This is a genomic window from uncultured Thiodictyon sp., from assembly GCA_903837595.1.
GTDB lineage: Bacteria > Pseudomonadota > Gammaproteobacteria > Chromatiales > Chromatiaceae > Thiodictyon.
The window spans coordinates 1-15,113 of sequence record CAILVI010000209.1 but is presented as its reverse complement, the minus strand read 5'-3'; the positions used below and the strand labels follow the sequence as shown (position 1 = coordinate 15,113).

Sequence of the window (15,113 nt, the reverse complement as noted above, 5' to 3'; positions counted from 1 at the left end):
GTCCGCCCGGCCGGTACCACCGAGACCCCCACCGTGCACCTGCGCCAGGACTTCTTCACTGAATAACGTGAAAAATCGCCCAGCGGGCGATTTTTCACGCCAGCTGCCAAAGTGCGTATAGACCGCAACCGATGATGAAGAGCCCTGCGGCCTGTCGCCACCGCCGCTGCTCCGTGAGGTGGGCGGCGGCGCCCGCCAGCAGCCCGATGCCGAGTAGGTTCGGCAGCGTCCCGGCGCCGAAGGCGAGCATCACCAGTGCGCCGTCGCGCGGGTTGCCGGTGGCGACTGCCGTGATCAGTACGCTGTAGACCAGGCCGCAGGGGACCCAGGCCCAGATCAGGCCGATCGCCACGGCTTGGTCCATGCGCCGCACCGGCAACCAGCGGTGGGCGAGCGGCTGGAGCCGACGCCAGAGCAGGAGCCCCAGTTGTTCGATCTGTGCCAGTTGCCGCCACCACCCCGCCAGGTAGAGTCCGAGCAGGACCATGACCACACCCGCCAGCGCGTAGAGTGCCCGCGCAACGAACTGGACCGAGTCCAATTGCAGCAGGATGGCGCCCAGGCCGCCGGCGATCGCCCCGGCGAGTCCATAGCCGGCCACCCGGCCCAGGTTGTAACCCAGTTGCAGCGGCAACAGGCGCCACGGATCGTGGCGGCGGCGCGCGTCCAGCCCCAGGGTCAGTGAACTGACCAGGCCCCCACACATGGCCAGGCAATGGACACCGCCCAGCAGGCCGACCAGGAAGGCAGTGACATAGGCTCCGTGTGAAATCAAATGGTGGGTGATCCGTGTTAAGGGAGTGAGCGGGGATAAGGCGGGCGTGCGGCGGCACCAGGCCAGGTGCGGAAGAGCGCGTCGGGGTACTGTAGGCGCGGCGCGCCCGGCGGGCAACGCCGGCAGCGCGCCGCGCCGCGAGGGCCTTGGTCATTATAAGTCACTGTGCTGATGAGTTGATGCGCTGAACTGAGCGCGATTTTGGTGGAGGTTCCTGGAGGCTGGATCGCGGTTTTCGGTTTCCGTCATGGTGTATCATTGTGTTCTTAGCCCGCACTTGTTTCGTGACCATGCAAGCCTATCAGCGCGATTTTCTCAGCTTTGCCGCCGCGGTCGGGGCCCTGCGCTTCGGCGATTTCACCCTGAAGTCCGGCCGCCGCAGTCCCTATTTTTTCAACGCGGGCCTCTTCGACACGGGTGCACGACTGGCGCGGTTGGCCGATGCCTATGCCCGGCGGATCAGCGACTGCGGCTGCGCCTTCGACGTGCTCTACGGCCCGGCCTATAAGGGTATTGCGCTGGCGGCGGCCACCAGCATCGCGCTGGCGCGCGACACCGGCCGGGACCTTCCCTTCGCCTTCAACCGCAAGGAGGCGAAGGACCACGGTGAGGGCGGCGTCATCGTCGGCCGTCCGCTCGCCGGACGGGTGCTGATCATTGATGACGTGATCACTGCCGGTACCTCGGTACGCGAGTCGATCGAGGTGATTCGGGCCGCCGGGGCGCAACCCGTGGGGGTGGTCATTGCCTTGGATCGTCAGGAACGTGGCGCCCAAGACCGCTCGGCCGTTGATGAGGTCCAGGACTTGTTCGGTGTTCCCGTGTTCAGTATTGTGACACTGGATCACCTGATTGGCTGTTTGGACGACTTTGCGATTGATGAGACATTGCGTGCCGCAATGCGCACCTACAGGGTCAGTTATGGAATCTAAGCACATTCAAACCGGGCGGACGGTTGCGTTGCCGCTCTCCCAAGCCCCTCAGCCATCTGTAAGGTTTTTGTCCGCGGCGGGTTTCGCTGTCTTGTGTGCGCTGACTTTCGTGGTCAGCGCGGAGCCCGCCAAGATGTTTCGGTGGGTGGATGAGAACGGTGCAGTCCACTACACCGATCAGATCCCCCCGAATCAGGCCGAGCGGGGGCATGCGACCATCAATAATCAGGGTTCTCGCCTGAACGCGGTGGCGCCGGCCAAGAGCGCCGAGGAGCTTCAGCGCGACGCCGAATTGGAGCGCCAGCGCGCCCAGCAAGCGGTCTTGATGGAGCAGCAGAAGGCGGCCGACGCTCAGCTCCTGCGGACCTATCGGTCGCTGGACGATCTGCTGATGGCCCGGGATGGTAAACTCGCCCAGTTCGACGCGGTGATCCAGATGGCCCGCGGCACGATCCGGCGCCAGCAGGAGTGGCTGCGCAAGCTGCGTTCCGAGGCGGCCGACCTGGAGCGGGGGGGCAAGCCGGTCCCGCAGCAACTGACCGACAGCCTTGGCAAGGGCGAGCGCACGATCCGCGAGTCTTACGCGACGATCGTCGATCGTGAGCAGGAGAAGGCGGTAATCAGGCACGACTTCGATGGCGACATCAAGCGCTACCGTCAGCTCAAGGGGCTGCCCGAGGACCAGGCGGCAGCGTCTTCAGACGCGTCCCGACTCGCGCTGCGTAACCTGGTGACCTGCCAGGACAGTGCCCAATGCGACCTGTACTGGGGGCGAGCAGTTGCTTATGCCCAGACGCATGCCACGACCAAGATCCAGACGACGAATGCCACCATCCTGATTACGGCGGCCCCGGAGACCCCGACGGACCTAGGCCTCACCCTGTCGCGCATTCCGGACAAGGAGGGGGCGGCGGGCTCCATCTTTCTCGACCTGCAGTGCAAGAACGCAACACCGGCCAATACCGTTTGCGGCGCTGCCAACGCCAACGCCACGAAGGTCCTGAACGAGTTCCGCGACGTGGTGATCGGGACGCAGGCTGAGTCGGCCCCGGCGGCCGGCGCCAGCCCGGCGGCCGGCGCCCCCGCCGGGCCGGCGCCCCGCTAAATCAGCGGCGACGAATCAGGGTGCCGACCCCCTCGTCGGTGAAGAGATCCAGCATGACCGCGTGTTCGACGCGCCCATCGATGATATGGGCGCTCTTCACGCCGCCCTGGACCGCGTCGAGTGCGCATTGAATCTTGGGCAGCATCCCCCCGGTAATGACGCCCGAGCGGATCAACTCCGTGACCCGTGCGACATCCAACTCAGGGATCAAGGTCCCATCCGCATCCAGCAGGCCGGGGGTGTTGGTCAGCAGCAGCAGCTTTTCTGCTTTCAGCACCTCCGCCACCTTGCCCGCCACCAGGTCGGCATTGATGTTGTAGGAGCGTCCATCGACGCCCACCCCGATGGGTGCGATGACCGGGATGAAATTGCCCCGGACCAGCAGGTCGACCACCGCCACGTCGATGCTCTCGACCTCGCCCACATGGCCCAAGTCGATAATCTCCGGTTCGTTGAGCTCCGGTGCATCGCGGCGTAGCAACAGTTTACGGGCGTGTATGAGGTCCCCATCCTTGCCGGTCAGGCCGACTGCGGCGCCGCCATGTCGATTGATCAGGCTGACGATCTCCTTATTGACCAGCCCGCCCAAGACCATCTCCACCACGTCCATCGTCTCCGCGTCGGTGACCCGCAGTCCCTGCACAAATTCGCTCGCCTTACCCAAACGCTTGAGCAAGGAGCCGATCTGGGGGCCGCCGCCGTGGACCACGACCGGATTGACCCCCACCAGCTTCATCAACACCACGTCGCGGGCAAAGCCCTGCTTGAGGTTCTGGTCGACCATGGCGTTACCGCCGTACTTGATGACGATCGTCTTGCCGCTGAAGCGGCGGATGTAGGGCAGGGCCTCGATAAGGACATGCGCGATGGTTTGTGCGCGCTCGATCGGCAAGGACATCGTCTTGTTCCTGAAGTTTTTCTGAATGTGTTCGGAGGATGGCGGTCAATGTTTCGCCGACAAGTCCGCGCCTGCCACGGGCGCGACAGGGCGCGGCGAGCCAGCCGTCGTGGGGTCCAGCCCCGCCGCGAGGGCCTGCTGAACGCCTTGCGAATTCAGGTCGAGGCCCTCCGGCAGCTCGAGCTCCAGTACCTCAATGCTGGATTGGCGCGGGGCGGCGCTGCGGTGATTGTCCGCCGTCGGGGGGGGCTGCGGTGCCTCCTGCACCGGGGCTGGCGTTGCGTCTCTCACCGGGGGCAGCGGTGCGTCCCCGGCCGGGGCCGGCGGTGCGGTCCGCACCGGGGCCGGCGCGTAGTGGCGCAGCGGTGCCGGGGCCGCTGCCAGGCCACTGAGCAGGGTGATGGTCTCCTGGTGGGCGTTTTGGACCTCGGTGATGCGCGAGTGGATATGCCGTAGCGGGCGGTGATTCGCGGCGTCCTCAATCAGGCTCGTGAAGCCCTGGCAATCCAGGAGCAAGGCCCGTCGTTGGGCGCGGTAGCTGCGCCACAGCACGGCACCGATGAGTCCCAGGACGGCCAGCAACAGACCCCCCAGTTCGCCCGGCAGCCAGGGGTCGAAGGTTGCGGGAGGCGCCCAGGCGGCCGCGTGCAGCCGGGTACCGGCGATCTGGGCGGTGTGGTCTGGGGGCGCGGTGGGTGCGGTGGCGCCAACTCCGGCCACCGTCGCCCCCACCACTTGCTGGAAGAGTATCTGGCCGCTCCCCCCCGCGGCAATCGCCGGGTTCGGCAGCAGCGACATCGGCAGCGCCACGTGGACGACCCCTACCACCTGTTCGCCGGATTCGTCGAGCACCGGCACCGCGACCGCCAGATGCATGTCCGGTTGGCCCAACTTGTGGACCTCGATCAGGGTCAGGGTACGTTCCTGGGCCGCCTTTTGCACTAGGTCCAGGCCCGCGTAACTCATGAGTGCAATCCCTTCCAGCGAGTTGGTCTGCGCGGGGGCGAACAGATGGATGCCCAGTGCCCCCGGCACACGGCGCAGCAGGGCCATCTCGCGCTCACGCAGCGCCGCGGCGTTGTCGCTCTGGCGCAACGCCGCGCGCAGGTCCGGGTCCGTCCGCCAGGTGCCCATGGTGGTGCGGACTCGCGTCAGGTCGGTCGTGACCTGCGCGACCATGGCGTTGAACGCGCCTTCCAGGCGTCGGCGCCCGTCCGCGGTGTCGCGGGCGATCCATAGATAGAGCAGCAGGCCGGTCGCCAGCAGCAACACCGTCGTGATGCCGACAAAGCTTTCGATCCAAAAGCCCCTGAGCGCTGATGGACGATCGCTTTCTGCCGCCTTACGCCGCGTGCCATCCGACCGCGCAGATACCATGCCGTGTCTCCCCACCATGCGACCCACCGGTCGCGCCAGATGAATGCTCCCGGATCAGCCGGTGCCGTCTTAGTGTTTGCCCGTGTGGCCGAATCCGCCCGCGCCCCGCGCCGACTGGGCAAAGTCAGTCACCAGGTCCAACGCCGCGTGCAGCACCGGGACCAAGACCAATTGGGCGATGCGCTCGCCGACCTCGAGCCGAAAGGGTTCGGTGCTGCGGTTCCAGCACGACACCAAGAGCGGTCCCTGATAGTCCGAATCGATCAGGCCGACCAGATTGCCTAGCACGATGCCATGGCGGTGTCCCAGGCCAGAGCGCGGTAGGATCATCCCGGCGACCCCGGAGGCGGCGATATGGATCGCCATCCCGGTGGGAATAAGTTCACACCCCCCGGCCGGCAGGGTGAGCGGGACCGCGAGCATCGCCCGCAGGTCGAGCCCGGCAGCACCCGCGCTCGCATAGTGCGGCAGCGGGAACTCACTACCCAGGCGGGAGTCCAGAATCTTCACCTCAAGACGATGCAACATACCGCTCCGCAATCAACAGGGCCAGCTCGCGGGCGAGCTGGGTCTTGGGCATCATGGGCAATTCCCGGCGACCGTCCGGCCACAGCACGGTCAGGGCGTTGTCGTTGCGCTCGAAGCCACCCACGGCTCCGCCGACCCGGTTGGCGGCGATCATGTGCAGCCGCTTGGTGCGCAGCTTCGTTAGCGCGTGGTCTTCCACCTGGTCGGTTTCGGCGGCGAAGCCGACCGTAAAGGGTGGGCTTGGCTGCGCCGCGACCTCGGCCAGGATATCCGGGTTGCGCACCAGTCGCACGACCAGTTCGGCCTCAACCTTCTTGATCTTTTGGGGGACGGGGTCGGCGGGCCGATAGTCCGCCACCGCGGCCGCGGCAACGAAGAGACTCACCCCGGCGATCCGTTCCAGCACCGCCGAGTGCATCTCGCGGGCGGTCTCCACGTCGACGCGTAGAACCCCCGTCGGGGTTGGCAGGGCGGTCGGGCCGCTGATGAGGGTCACGGCGGCCCCTAATCCGGCCAGGGCCTCGGCCACCGCGTAGCCCATGCGTCCGGAGCTGCGGTTACCCAGGTAGCGGACCGGGTCCAGCGGCTCACGGGTCGGGCCGGCGGTGACCATTGCGCGCACGCCCGCCAGCGGGCCGGCGGCGGCTTTGGTCGCGGACCTGTCGGCGGCGAGCAGGGTCGTGACGAGCTCCGCGGGCTCCAGCATCCGTCCCGGCCCCTGCTCGCCGCACGCTTGGCTGCCGACGCCCGGCCCCAGGACCTGGACGCCGCGCCGACGCAGACGCTCCAGGTTCTCCTGGGTCGCTGGATGGCGCCACATCTGTTGATTCATCGCCGGGGCGAGATACAGGGGGGCCGCGGTGGCCAGCACCAGGGTAGTGAGCAGGTCATCGGCGAGTCCGGCGGCGAGCCGCGCGATCAGGTCGGCGGTGGCGGGGGCCAGCAGGACGCGGTCCGCCCAGCGCGCCAGTTCGATGTGGTCCATGCCGGCCTCGGCCGCTGGATCGAGCAGGCCGGTGCGTACCGGATGACCGGACAGCGCCTGGAAGGTGAGTGGGCTGACGAAGGCGGTTGCCGCCGCGGTCATCACCACCCGCACCGCACAACCGCGTTCGCGCAGGCGCCGCACCAGGTCCGCCGCCTTGTAGGCTGCAATACCGCCGCTCACGCCGAGCAGGATGTTCATACCGGGGATTGGAACCATCACGGATCTGATCTAGCCTTAGGTCGTGACCGCCGGCCTTGAATGGCCGAAAGTGTACCCGATCCGACGGGGCGTCGTCGCGAACGACGCGCGCCTGGGGCGGGCTTGGAACCGGTGTTGAGCGGGAGGTGAGGGCATGGCAATTACCGATTGGCCCGCGGACGAGCGCCCGCGGGAGAAGCTCTTGGAGCGGGGGGCGGAGTCACTGTCGAACGCCGAACTGCTGGCGATCTTCCTGCGCACTGGCGTTCCCGGCAAGAGCGCCGTCGACCTGGCGCGCGACCTGCTCGTCACCTTTGACGGGCTGACCGGCCTGATGGCGGCGGACGAGCGCCGCTTCTGTGCCGCCAAGGGCCTCGGCCCGGCTAAGTTCGCCCAGCTCAAGGCAGTCCTTGAATTGAGCCGACGCTATCTCCTCAACCGGGTTGCCGATCAGGATGTGCTCACCAGCCCAGAGGCGACCCGTGACTACCTGAAACTCAAACTCTACGGTCTGCCCCAAGAGGTCTTCGCCTGCCTGTACCTTGACAACCGCCACCGGGTCATCCGCTATGAAGAGTTGTTCAAGGGGACCATCGACGGGTCGAGCGTCCACCCTCGGGAAGTGGTCCGCCGCGTGCTGGAGACCAACGCCGCCGCGGTGATCTTCGCCCACAACCACCCATCCGGAGTGGCTGAGCCCAGTCAGGCGGATCTGCACATCACGCAGCGGCTCAAAGAGGCGCTGGCCCTGATCGAGGTGCGCGTCCTCGATCACCTGATCATCGGCGACGGGCAGGGCACCTCGCTGGCCGAGCGGGGGCTCCTGTGATCCACGGGTTGAGCCGGTGGCGGGAAATTGGCCAGTATTAGCAGGATTACGCAGGATTAACAGGATTTTGGGCTGCGAGATGGATCGACAACACAGCCTGTAAGTCCTGAAAAATCCTGTTAATCCTGTCTATTTTTTTTGGCTCATGCTGGTTCCAATATGGTCGCGGGATCGACACTTCGCTGTATTCGCACCGGGCCGCTCTCAGGCGCTGGCCGCCGTGTGCGTAAAGCAAGCCTGGTAGTCGACGCACTGGTTACAGTGCGGCGCCTTGCAGATGGGTATCTCCGCCCGCTCACAAAGTTGACGGTAGAAAAACTTTTTCCACTTCATGTCCCCTGAGTTCAGCGCTGCAAGCCCGGGGAACTGGTGCGCCATGAGGGCGGAGAGGCTGGCGCGATTGGGCAGCCCCATGTCCTGCCACAGGTGGTTGTCCCGCAGCGCGGCGCTGGCGATCGCGTGACTCAGCCAGGTGAGCGGTTCACTGGGCTCCCGGCGGAATTCCAGCAACAGGTCCAACAGGTCCACCCACTCGTCCGCCGGTGCTGGGTCGGCGGCGTCGCCGTTGGCCAGGTCGGCGCCAGGGAAGAAGGTGTCCAGGAGTCGCCGGAAGTCGACCGCGGGGAGTCCGCGGATCAGCGGGCGTTGACCGGTGCTCAGCGCCTGACTGAGGACACCGGCAAAGGCCAGGGTCAGCTCGTCCCCCGGGTCACGGGCGGTTGCCAGCAGGGTCGCGTAGTCGCGTATCCGGGGGGCTGTTGTCATCGCGGCATCCGGTAGGTCTGGGCCTGGACCACCTCGCCCCGCCAGCGTGGTGGCAACAGCGACCACCAGTGCAGCCGGCAGGCAAGGGCCGGGTCCTGCCGGATTCGGGGTGGGCCAAATCCCAGGGTGCATTCAGCGGCAGGTCGCGCCCTGCCGCGTCGCGGCGAATGATGCGGTCTAGCCCAGGGCACAAAGGTGGCTGGGGAGCCAGGCTGGGCAGGGTCGATCATGCGTTGCATCCTCGGTGGCTGATCTGGTGGGGTTCGTCGTGTCAGCATTGAGTTATGCAAACAGGATGCCAGGCCGGCTTTGTCGGAAAGATGCCAAGCCTAGGAGCGGCCGAGCCGCTCCTAGGCTTCAGTCATCCACGCCGACGATGACGGCGGCGGTGGAGAAGACGGCGCAGGCCGGGTCGTGCTCCGTGATGGCCAGCCCCTCGAGCACGTCGGCGGCAATGACCCCGCACAGGGTGACTCCCGCCGACAGGGCGACCACGATCTCCGCTGAGCCCTCACCGCGGGTGATGCGTTGCACTTCGCCGCACAGACAGTTGGTCCCCGGTGTCGGGGGTGGCGGCTCCCGGGTGATGCCCACCGCAACCGCCTTCACCAGCGCCCACACGCTGCGACCGGGACGCAGGCTCAACTGTTCGACGCTCTCATTGGTGACACCGGCGGTGATGCGCTGCCCGCCCTGGGTCTCGATCAGGACCTCGGCATCGACCGTGCGGGCGTTGACCGCGACGATCCGGCCGATGAGCTGATTGCGCGCGCTGGTGCGCCGGGCGAGCCGTCGCAGGAGCGCCAGCGACGCGCCTGGGTCGCCCATGGCGGCATTGATCCCGTCGAGGAAGCGCTGGTACTCGGCCGCGATGGTCCGGTAGGCGGTGATCAGGCGGCGGCCCTCGTCCGTGAGCCGGGTGCCGCCGCCGCCGCGGCCGCCGGCCGCGGTCTCCACGAGCGGGGACGGGGCGAGGTTGTTGATGGCATCCACTGTGTCCCAGGCCGCCTTGTAGCTCATCTTCAGCGCCTTGGCCGCCTGGGTGATGGAGCCACGCGCGGCGATCTGCTCCAGGAGCGCGATGCGTTGCTCCCCGAGGAAGGTGGAATCGCCGACGTCGAGCCGACACTGCCCCGCAACATGCAGTGGCTTGGAGGCGGAGTTAGAGTTTGGGGGCATCGTGGTGGTGCGGACGTGATCGGTTGCGAGATCGTGTAGACGCGAGGATCGCAGATATCCGCGTCCCCCGCCAATCGGATCAGGACCGTGCACCCGATCAGTGAGGCGATCGGGCGCTCCGCGAAGGGAGTGGGTGGCTGGGTTTGGTCGGTGTCGTGGTGGGCGATGACCCGGCGCTCATCGGTGCGGCATTCTCTGCCGGGGCCGAGTGAGCGCCGGGCGCAGGGCTATTTTGCGTCGATCTGAAAACCGATCAGCTTCCAGGTGTCGCCTTCACGAATGAACTTTTGCTTAAAAGACACCTGGCTCGGCTTGGTGGCGTAGTAGCCAGTCAGCAGCAACACCCCGTCTTCATCAATCGCGCCATCGGAGGAAAAGATCGGGTCAAAGTTCTCGAGCACCGACCAATCGGCGCCGGACTCGGTGAGCGGCTTAAACGCCTCGTCAAGCTGCGCCGTCGTCACCTGTTTGCGCCACAGGCTGGAGATTGAATCGCGGAAATGTTCCATGCTCTTCTTGTCTGCGGAAACAATGAAGTCGTGCAGCGACTGCTTGACCAGGGCGATCGCGCCGGCCTTTTCCGGAACGCTGGGGGCGCCCGTCAACTTGCTCGTGCCGGCCTGTTGCGGAGCGCTGGGGGAGGCGTTTTCAGTCTGTAGTCCGGCCGCCGGTTTTTCGAGTTGGAAGATCTTCCAGGTGTCGTTTTCCTTGACGAGCGTCAATTTAATCGGGATGGTGCCGCCGGTCTCTGTGGTAACGGTACCCTCCAATTCCCCGCGCCCCCCGCTGATTTGCCGATTGCCCCAGCTCGCTTCCTTGAACTTGGTGAGCGCGCTCTTGGCGAGGAACTCTTTCAGGGTCTTCTCATCGGTGCGCGCCTTGAAAGTCTCGGCCAGGTAAGTACGTGCCTTGGTCATGTCGTCTTGCTTGACGGCGGTAAAGAACCCATCCGCAGTATCGACCATTCCCGCGGTCAGATAGAACACGGCGCCGATTGCGACACCAATAACAGCAACGATTCCCAGTACAACTTTCACCCAGGTTTTCATCGGTCGTCTCTCCGTCGGTCGTGGCGCCTAACGTGGTAGGCTCTTGGTTTGAAAGTCGGGTCGGATGCACAGCGCGGGAGCCCTGCCCAGCCTACGCGATGCCCGAATGCCGCAGCAGCGCGTCCGTGGTCGGTTCGCGCCCGCGGAAATCGACATAGAGCGCCATCGCGTCCCGGGAGCCGCCTTGCTCCAGTATGTTTTCTTTAAAGGCGCGCCCGGCGGCGGCGTCGAAGACCCCGCGCTCCTCGAAGAGCGAGAAGGCGTCCGCGGACAGCACCTCGGCCCATTTGTAGCTGTAATAACCGGCGGCATAGCCGCCGGCGAAGATATGCGAGAAGCTGTGGGCGAAACGGTTGAAGGCGGGCGGCCGGACCACCGCCACCTGGTCACGTATCTCCTCGATGAGCTCGTAGATGCGCCCGCCGCGCGCCGGGTCATATTCCAGATGCAGGCGGAAGTCGAACAGTGAGAATTCGAGTTGCCGCACCATCTGCATGGCCGACTGGAAATTCTTGGCCGCGCGCATGCGCTCATACAGGGCCGCCGGGAGCGGCTCGCCAGTCTCCCAGTGGGCGGCAAAGAGGTCCAGTGATTCGCGCTCCCAGCACCAGTTCTCCATGAACTGGCTGGGCAGCTCCACCGCGTCCCAGGCCACCCCGTTGATCCCGGCCACCGCCGGATAGTCCACCCGAGTGAGCAGGTGGTGCAGCCCATGGCCGAATTCGTGAAACAGGGTTTCCACCTCGCCATGTGTCAGGAGCGACGGTTGGTCGCCGATCGGCGGGCTGAAGTTGCACACCAGATAGGCGACCGGGATCTGGTCGTAACGCGCGGTGTGCAGCCGGTTGGTGCAGACATCCATCCAGGCCCCGCCGCGTTTGTTGGGGCGGGCGAAGGGGTCGAGATAGAACTGACCGCGCAGCTGACCGGTCACCGCATCGCGCAGCTCGAAGAAGCGCACGTCCGGATGGTAGGTCGCAAATCCGGGAGCCTCCGTGATGGACACCCGGAACAGTCGCTCGGCAATCCCGAAGAGCCCACTCAAGACCCGGGAGACCGGGAAGTAGGGCCTTAACTCCTCCTGGCTGATCTGGTAGCGATGCAGGCGCAGCTTCTCGGCGTAGTAACCGAGATCCCAGGGCTCCAGGTGCGCTTGGCCGTGGTGCTCGCGGGCGAAGGTGCGCAGTTGCTCCAACTCGTTGCGCGCCTGAGCCACCGAGCGGGCGGCCAGGTCGTTCAGGAAGGCGAGCACCTGCTCCGGGGAGCGCGCCATCTTGGTGGCGAGCGAGCGCTCAGCGAAATTGGCGAAGCCCAGGAGTTGGGCCAGCTCATGTTTGAGCGCCAGGATGCGCTCCATGCACTCACCGTTGTCCCATTGCCCGGCGTGCGGGCCCTGGTCGGAGGCGCGGGTTCCGAACGCCTGATAGACCTCGAAGCGCAGCGCCCGGTCATCCGCGTACGTCATCACCGGGATGTAGGAGGGCATGTCGAGCGTCAGGAGCCAGCCGTCGAGGTCGCGTTGTTGCGCGCTCTGGTGGGCCAGGGCCAGGGCGGACTCGGGCAGCCCGGCGAGTTGTTCCGGCACGGTGACCAGCTTGCTCCAGGCGTTGGTGGCGTCGAGCAGGTTCTCCGCGTACTTGCTGCTGAGCTGTGACAGCTCCTGACTGATCGCCTTGTAGCGTGCCTTCTTGTCCGCGGGCAGGTCGACGCCGGAGAGGTGGAAGTCGCGCAGCGCGTTCGCCAGCAGCTTGCGCTGGACCGGGTCCAGGTGCTCCTGGGCGGCGACCGCCTGATAGCCGCGGAACAGGTCCTCGTTCTGGCCGACCTCGGTGCCGTAGTCGCTGAGCTTGGGCAGGCAGGCGTTGAAGGCCGCCCGCAGTGCGTCGCTGTTCATGACCCCGTTCAGGTGTCCGACCGGGGACCAGGTCCGATTCAGGGTGTCGTCCATCTCCTCCAGGGGCTCGACGAAGTTCTCCCAGGTGGGGACATCGATCGTCCCGGTGAGTCGCGCGATCTCGGCCCGGCAGGCGACGAGCCGTGCATCCAGGGCCGGCTCGACGTGCTCCGGGAGGATCTGGGTGAAGGCGGGGAGACCTGTCAGGTCGAGAAGCGGATTGGACATGAAACTACCTGGGCTGTGTGCTTGAACCGATGCCGGTGCTCTTGGCACCGTCCTTGCTGCATGAATGGCGGCGGCGGGGCGGGTCTTCAATGGTACTGGCCGCCCCCGGCAACGGTCCGTCCCATTTTGAGGTGGATGCCGTCAAGCGTAAACGCGGCACGCGGCAGCGACGAACTCCACGGCGGGGAATCGCCTGGGCCTCGTGGAGCGGCCTTGGGCGCGGTCGTCGTGGTACACTCGCTATGGGTCGAGGTCCGGGACCCGGCGCCGCCGATGCTGTCCGCGCCGGCGACAACCTGTGGGATGGTGGCCTTCCCCGGTTCGTTACCCGCGGTCAAAAAGGGGAGTTCACGCGATCCTATGGTACAGCGACCAGATTCCACTGTCGGACCCTGCGACTTCGGCCTCATCGTCATCGGCGATGAGGTGTTGAATGGCCCGCGTACGGACGCCCATCTGCCGTTCTTCAAGTCACTGCTGCTGGCGCGTGGTCACACGCTGGCCTGGCACTGGGTCTTGCCGGACGACCCCGCGGTATTGACCGACCATCTGCGTTATTCATTCAGCCGGGCCGACCCGGTGTTCGTCTGCGGCGGCATCGGCGCCACCCCGGACGACCACACCCGCGCCTGCGCCGCCGCGGCGGCTGGCGTTGCCCTGGTGCGCCACCCGCAGGGACGCGCGCTGATCGAGGGGCGCTTCGGTGGGTCCGCCTATCCACACCGCATCCTGATGGCCGACCTGCCAGCGGGCGCTGAGCTGGTCTTCAACCCGTATAACCAGATCCCCGGCTTCTCGCTGGCCGCGCATTGGTTCCTGCCAGGCTTCCCTGAGATGGCCTGGCCCATGGCCGAAGCTGTCCTCGACCAGCATTTCGGCACTGCCGAGCCGCTGCGCGAGGCGGCGCTCGAGGTCGTGGGCGTCCCGGAAAGCGAACTGATCCCCTTGATGGACGATCTGGGTGGGCGTTTCCCCGAGCTCAAGCTGTTCAGCCTGCCCCATATCGGCGCTGACCCGCACATCCTGCTCGGGGTGCGCGGGCGTTGTGACCTGGGTCCGGTCATGGAGGCCCTGCGCGCCGGGCTCGCCCGCGGGTCCATGAATTTCCGGGAGCGTACCGTCCAATAGAAGCTGGCATCAAGGCCAGCGCGGAGGTCGCCGGATCCTCAGGGCTTGGCCGGCAAGCCTCTCGCGAGGGACTGGGAGACCCTCGTGAGTCGCTTTTTCTTGTTCGCGAGTCGCTTTTTGCCCCGCGCGAGGCCCTATTTGTCCCGTACGAACAGTCGATAGCGGCTCGCGAGGGGCGGTGCTGGGCTGGTGTCCGGGCTGGCGCTCCAGCCGTGCCCGGCGGCGGTCGACGCGGTAGGCTTGGTGACGGTCGGGCGGTCGGGCGGATGGGCGACGGACCTCGGCGCGGCATTTTTTTGGGGGTCGATTGAGGCTTGCGCACCAGTCTCCAGGCACCGTGCCTCTCGGCTGCCCGTCGCGGCCCCCAGGCCCGCAGCCCTGTCGCATGAGCGCGCGGCCCCAGTCACCAAGAACAGCAGGAGCAGGCGCTATGCGAGCAGCAGCGCGACGCCGGACGCCGCCCGCGCGCACCGGTGGCCTGACCCAACCGTTGCTCGGCCTACCCCACCATCGCCGAGGAACAGCAGGCCCGCTAGGCGGCGGTCAGCGGACAGGTGCGCGTCCTGCGCCGGGATCTGCCCGCCTTACTCGCACAACTGCCTGCCCACCGTCACGCGCTCGGACCGCTCCGACCATCCTCCCGGCACCCGCCAGGACGTGCCGTTGCCACCCCTGGTCAGGGCAAATCGACCCGGCAACGGCCAACGCCAGCGCCCATCGGCCCCGATGCCGCCCGATGTCAGCCGGCAACAGGGTGATGCTTCAGGGCCGCATCGGACACCGCCGGTTTGCTTGCCGGGAGCGAAAGCGTCTATCGTTGTCACCCTTCAGGGTCGCGGCCGGGCCTGCACCGGGTGTCCCGGGCCTCTTTGGATAGGTCCCGACCTGAAATGTCCGGTCCGCGGGGTGGCCGCTAGCACCCCCGTCGGCAGACCCGGCACCGAAGGTCCCTAATTTACCCTGCCGCGAGGAGACGGCCTTATGATTCAAAAAGTCGAAGTTGACATACCGACCTGCATTGGCTGCGGGACGTGCTGGGTGGTGTGCCCTGATACCTTCCGTGAGGTGGAGGTAGGCGAGGAGTACAAGGCCGCCGTGACCGGTCGGCTCGCCCCCGAGAAGCAGTTGCGCGAGGTGGCCGAGGGCTGCCCGAGCCTGTCCATTGCGCTTTTTGACGACACCGGCATCGAGGTTTTCCCCACCGAGGCCCGGCGCGAGGAGCTGCGCCAGCGCCTGCAGT

At 66.4% G+C, this 15,113-nt stretch carries 14 protein-coding genes; 5 read left to right on the top strand and 9 right to left on the bottom strand.

Annotated elements, in window-relative coordinates:
* Positions 1-94 precede the first annotated feature (94 nt).
* Positions 95-775, bottom strand: a complete 681-nt coding sequence (locus tag QZY44_RS11280; protein WP_295446218.1) for a sulfite exporter TauE/SafE family protein — start codon at positions 773-775, stop codon at positions 95-97.
* A 290-nt stretch (positions 776-1,065) separates the two neighbouring features.
* Here QZY44_RS11280 and pyrE point away from each other — a divergent pair, with 290 nt between their 5' ends.
* Both pyrE and QZY44_RS11270 read left to right on the top strand, forming a co-directional pair.
* Positions 1,066-1,707 (top strand): orotate phosphoribosyltransferase, encoded by a 642-nt coding sequence (gene pyrE, locus QZY44_RS11275; RefSeq protein ID WP_295446216.1) that lies wholly within the window; start codon positions 1,066-1,068, stop codon positions 1,705-1,707.
* Entirely contained in the window at positions 1,655-2,812 is a 1,158-nt protein-coding gene (locus tag QZY44_RS11270; protein ID WP_365304043.1) for a DUF4124 domain-containing protein, read from the top strand. The genes pyrE and QZY44_RS11270 overlap by 53 nt, the downstream gene beginning before the upstream one ends.
* A 1-nt stretch (position 2,813) precedes the next feature.
* Here QZY44_RS11270 and argB read toward each other — a convergent pair whose 3' ends face one another.
* From argB to coaBC, 4 genes are all read right to left on the bottom strand, one after another.
* Positions 2,814-3,710 (bottom strand): acetylglutamate kinase, encoded by an 897-nt coding sequence (argB, locus tag QZY44_RS11265; RefSeq protein WP_295446213.1) that lies wholly within the window; start codon positions 3,708-3,710, stop codon positions 2,814-2,816.
* A gap of 45 nt (positions 3,711-3,755) precedes the next feature.
* Positions 3,756-5,087: a hypothetical protein gene (locus QZY44_RS11260; RefSeq protein ID WP_295446211.1), complete on the bottom strand. Its 1,332-nt coding sequence runs from the start codon at positions 5,085-5,087 to the stop codon at positions 3,756-3,758.
* Between the two features lie 69 nt (positions 5,088-5,156).
* Entirely contained in the window at positions 5,157-5,615 is a 459-nt protein-coding gene (gene dut, locus QZY44_RS11255) for a dUTP diphosphatase (RefSeq protein WP_295446209.1), read from the bottom strand.
* The gene (gene coaBC / locus QZY44_RS11250; RefSeq protein ID WP_295446220.1) at positions 5,599-6,819 is read right to left on the bottom strand and encodes a bifunctional phosphopantothenoylcysteine decarboxylase/phosphopantothenate--cysteine ligase CoaBC; all 1,221 of its coding nucleotides are present in this window, start codon (positions 6,817-6,819) and stop codon (positions 5,599-5,601) included. The genes dut and coaBC overlap by 17 nt, the downstream gene beginning before the upstream one ends.
* A gap of 136 nt (positions 6,820-6,955) precedes the next feature.
* On the opposite strand from coaBC, the gene radC reads away from it, so the two are divergent.
* Complete coding sequence (gene radC, locus QZY44_RS11245; RefSeq protein ID WP_295446207.1) at positions 6,956-7,630, top strand: DNA repair protein RadC; 675 nt, start codon at positions 6,956-6,958, stop codon at positions 7,628-7,630.
* 204 nt (positions 7,631-7,834) lie between these two features.
* Here the strand turns inward: radC and QZY44_RS11240 are convergent, their stop codons facing one another.
* From QZY44_RS11240 to prlC, 4 genes are all read right to left on the bottom strand, one after another.
* Positions 7,835-8,395, bottom strand: a complete 561-nt coding sequence (locus QZY44_RS11240; protein ID WP_295446205.1) for a nitrogen fixation protein NifQ — start codon at positions 8,393-8,395, stop codon at positions 7,835-7,837.
* Between the two features lie 357 nt (positions 8,396-8,752).
* Positions 8,753-9,574, bottom strand: coding sequence for a TOBE domain-containing protein (locus QZY44_RS11235; RefSeq protein ID WP_295446203.1), 822 nt, complete (start codon positions 9,572-9,574; stop codon positions 8,753-8,755).
* A 227-nt stretch (positions 9,575-9,801) separates the two neighbouring features.
* Complete coding sequence (locus tag QZY44_RS11230; RefSeq protein WP_295446201.1) at positions 9,802-10,623, bottom strand: hypothetical protein; 822 nt, start codon at positions 10,621-10,623, stop codon at positions 9,802-9,804.
* Between the two features lie 91 nt (positions 10,624-10,714).
* Positions 10,715-12,745, bottom strand: a complete 2,031-nt coding sequence (prlC, locus tag QZY44_RS11225; RefSeq protein ID WP_295446199.1) for an oligopeptidase A — start codon at positions 12,743-12,745, stop codon at positions 10,715-10,717.
* 360 nt (positions 12,746-13,105) lie between these two features.
* Between prlC and QZY44_RS11220 the strand changes: the two genes are divergently transcribed.
* Entirely contained in the window at positions 13,106-13,873 is a 768-nt protein-coding gene (locus QZY44_RS11220; RefSeq protein WP_295446197.1) for a molybdopterin-binding protein, read from the top strand.
* Between the two features lie 981 nt (positions 13,874-14,854).
* The coding region (locus QZY44_RS11215) for a ferredoxin (RefSeq protein ID WP_295446195.1) at positions 14,855-15,113 on the top strand (259 nt) is incomplete at its 3' end.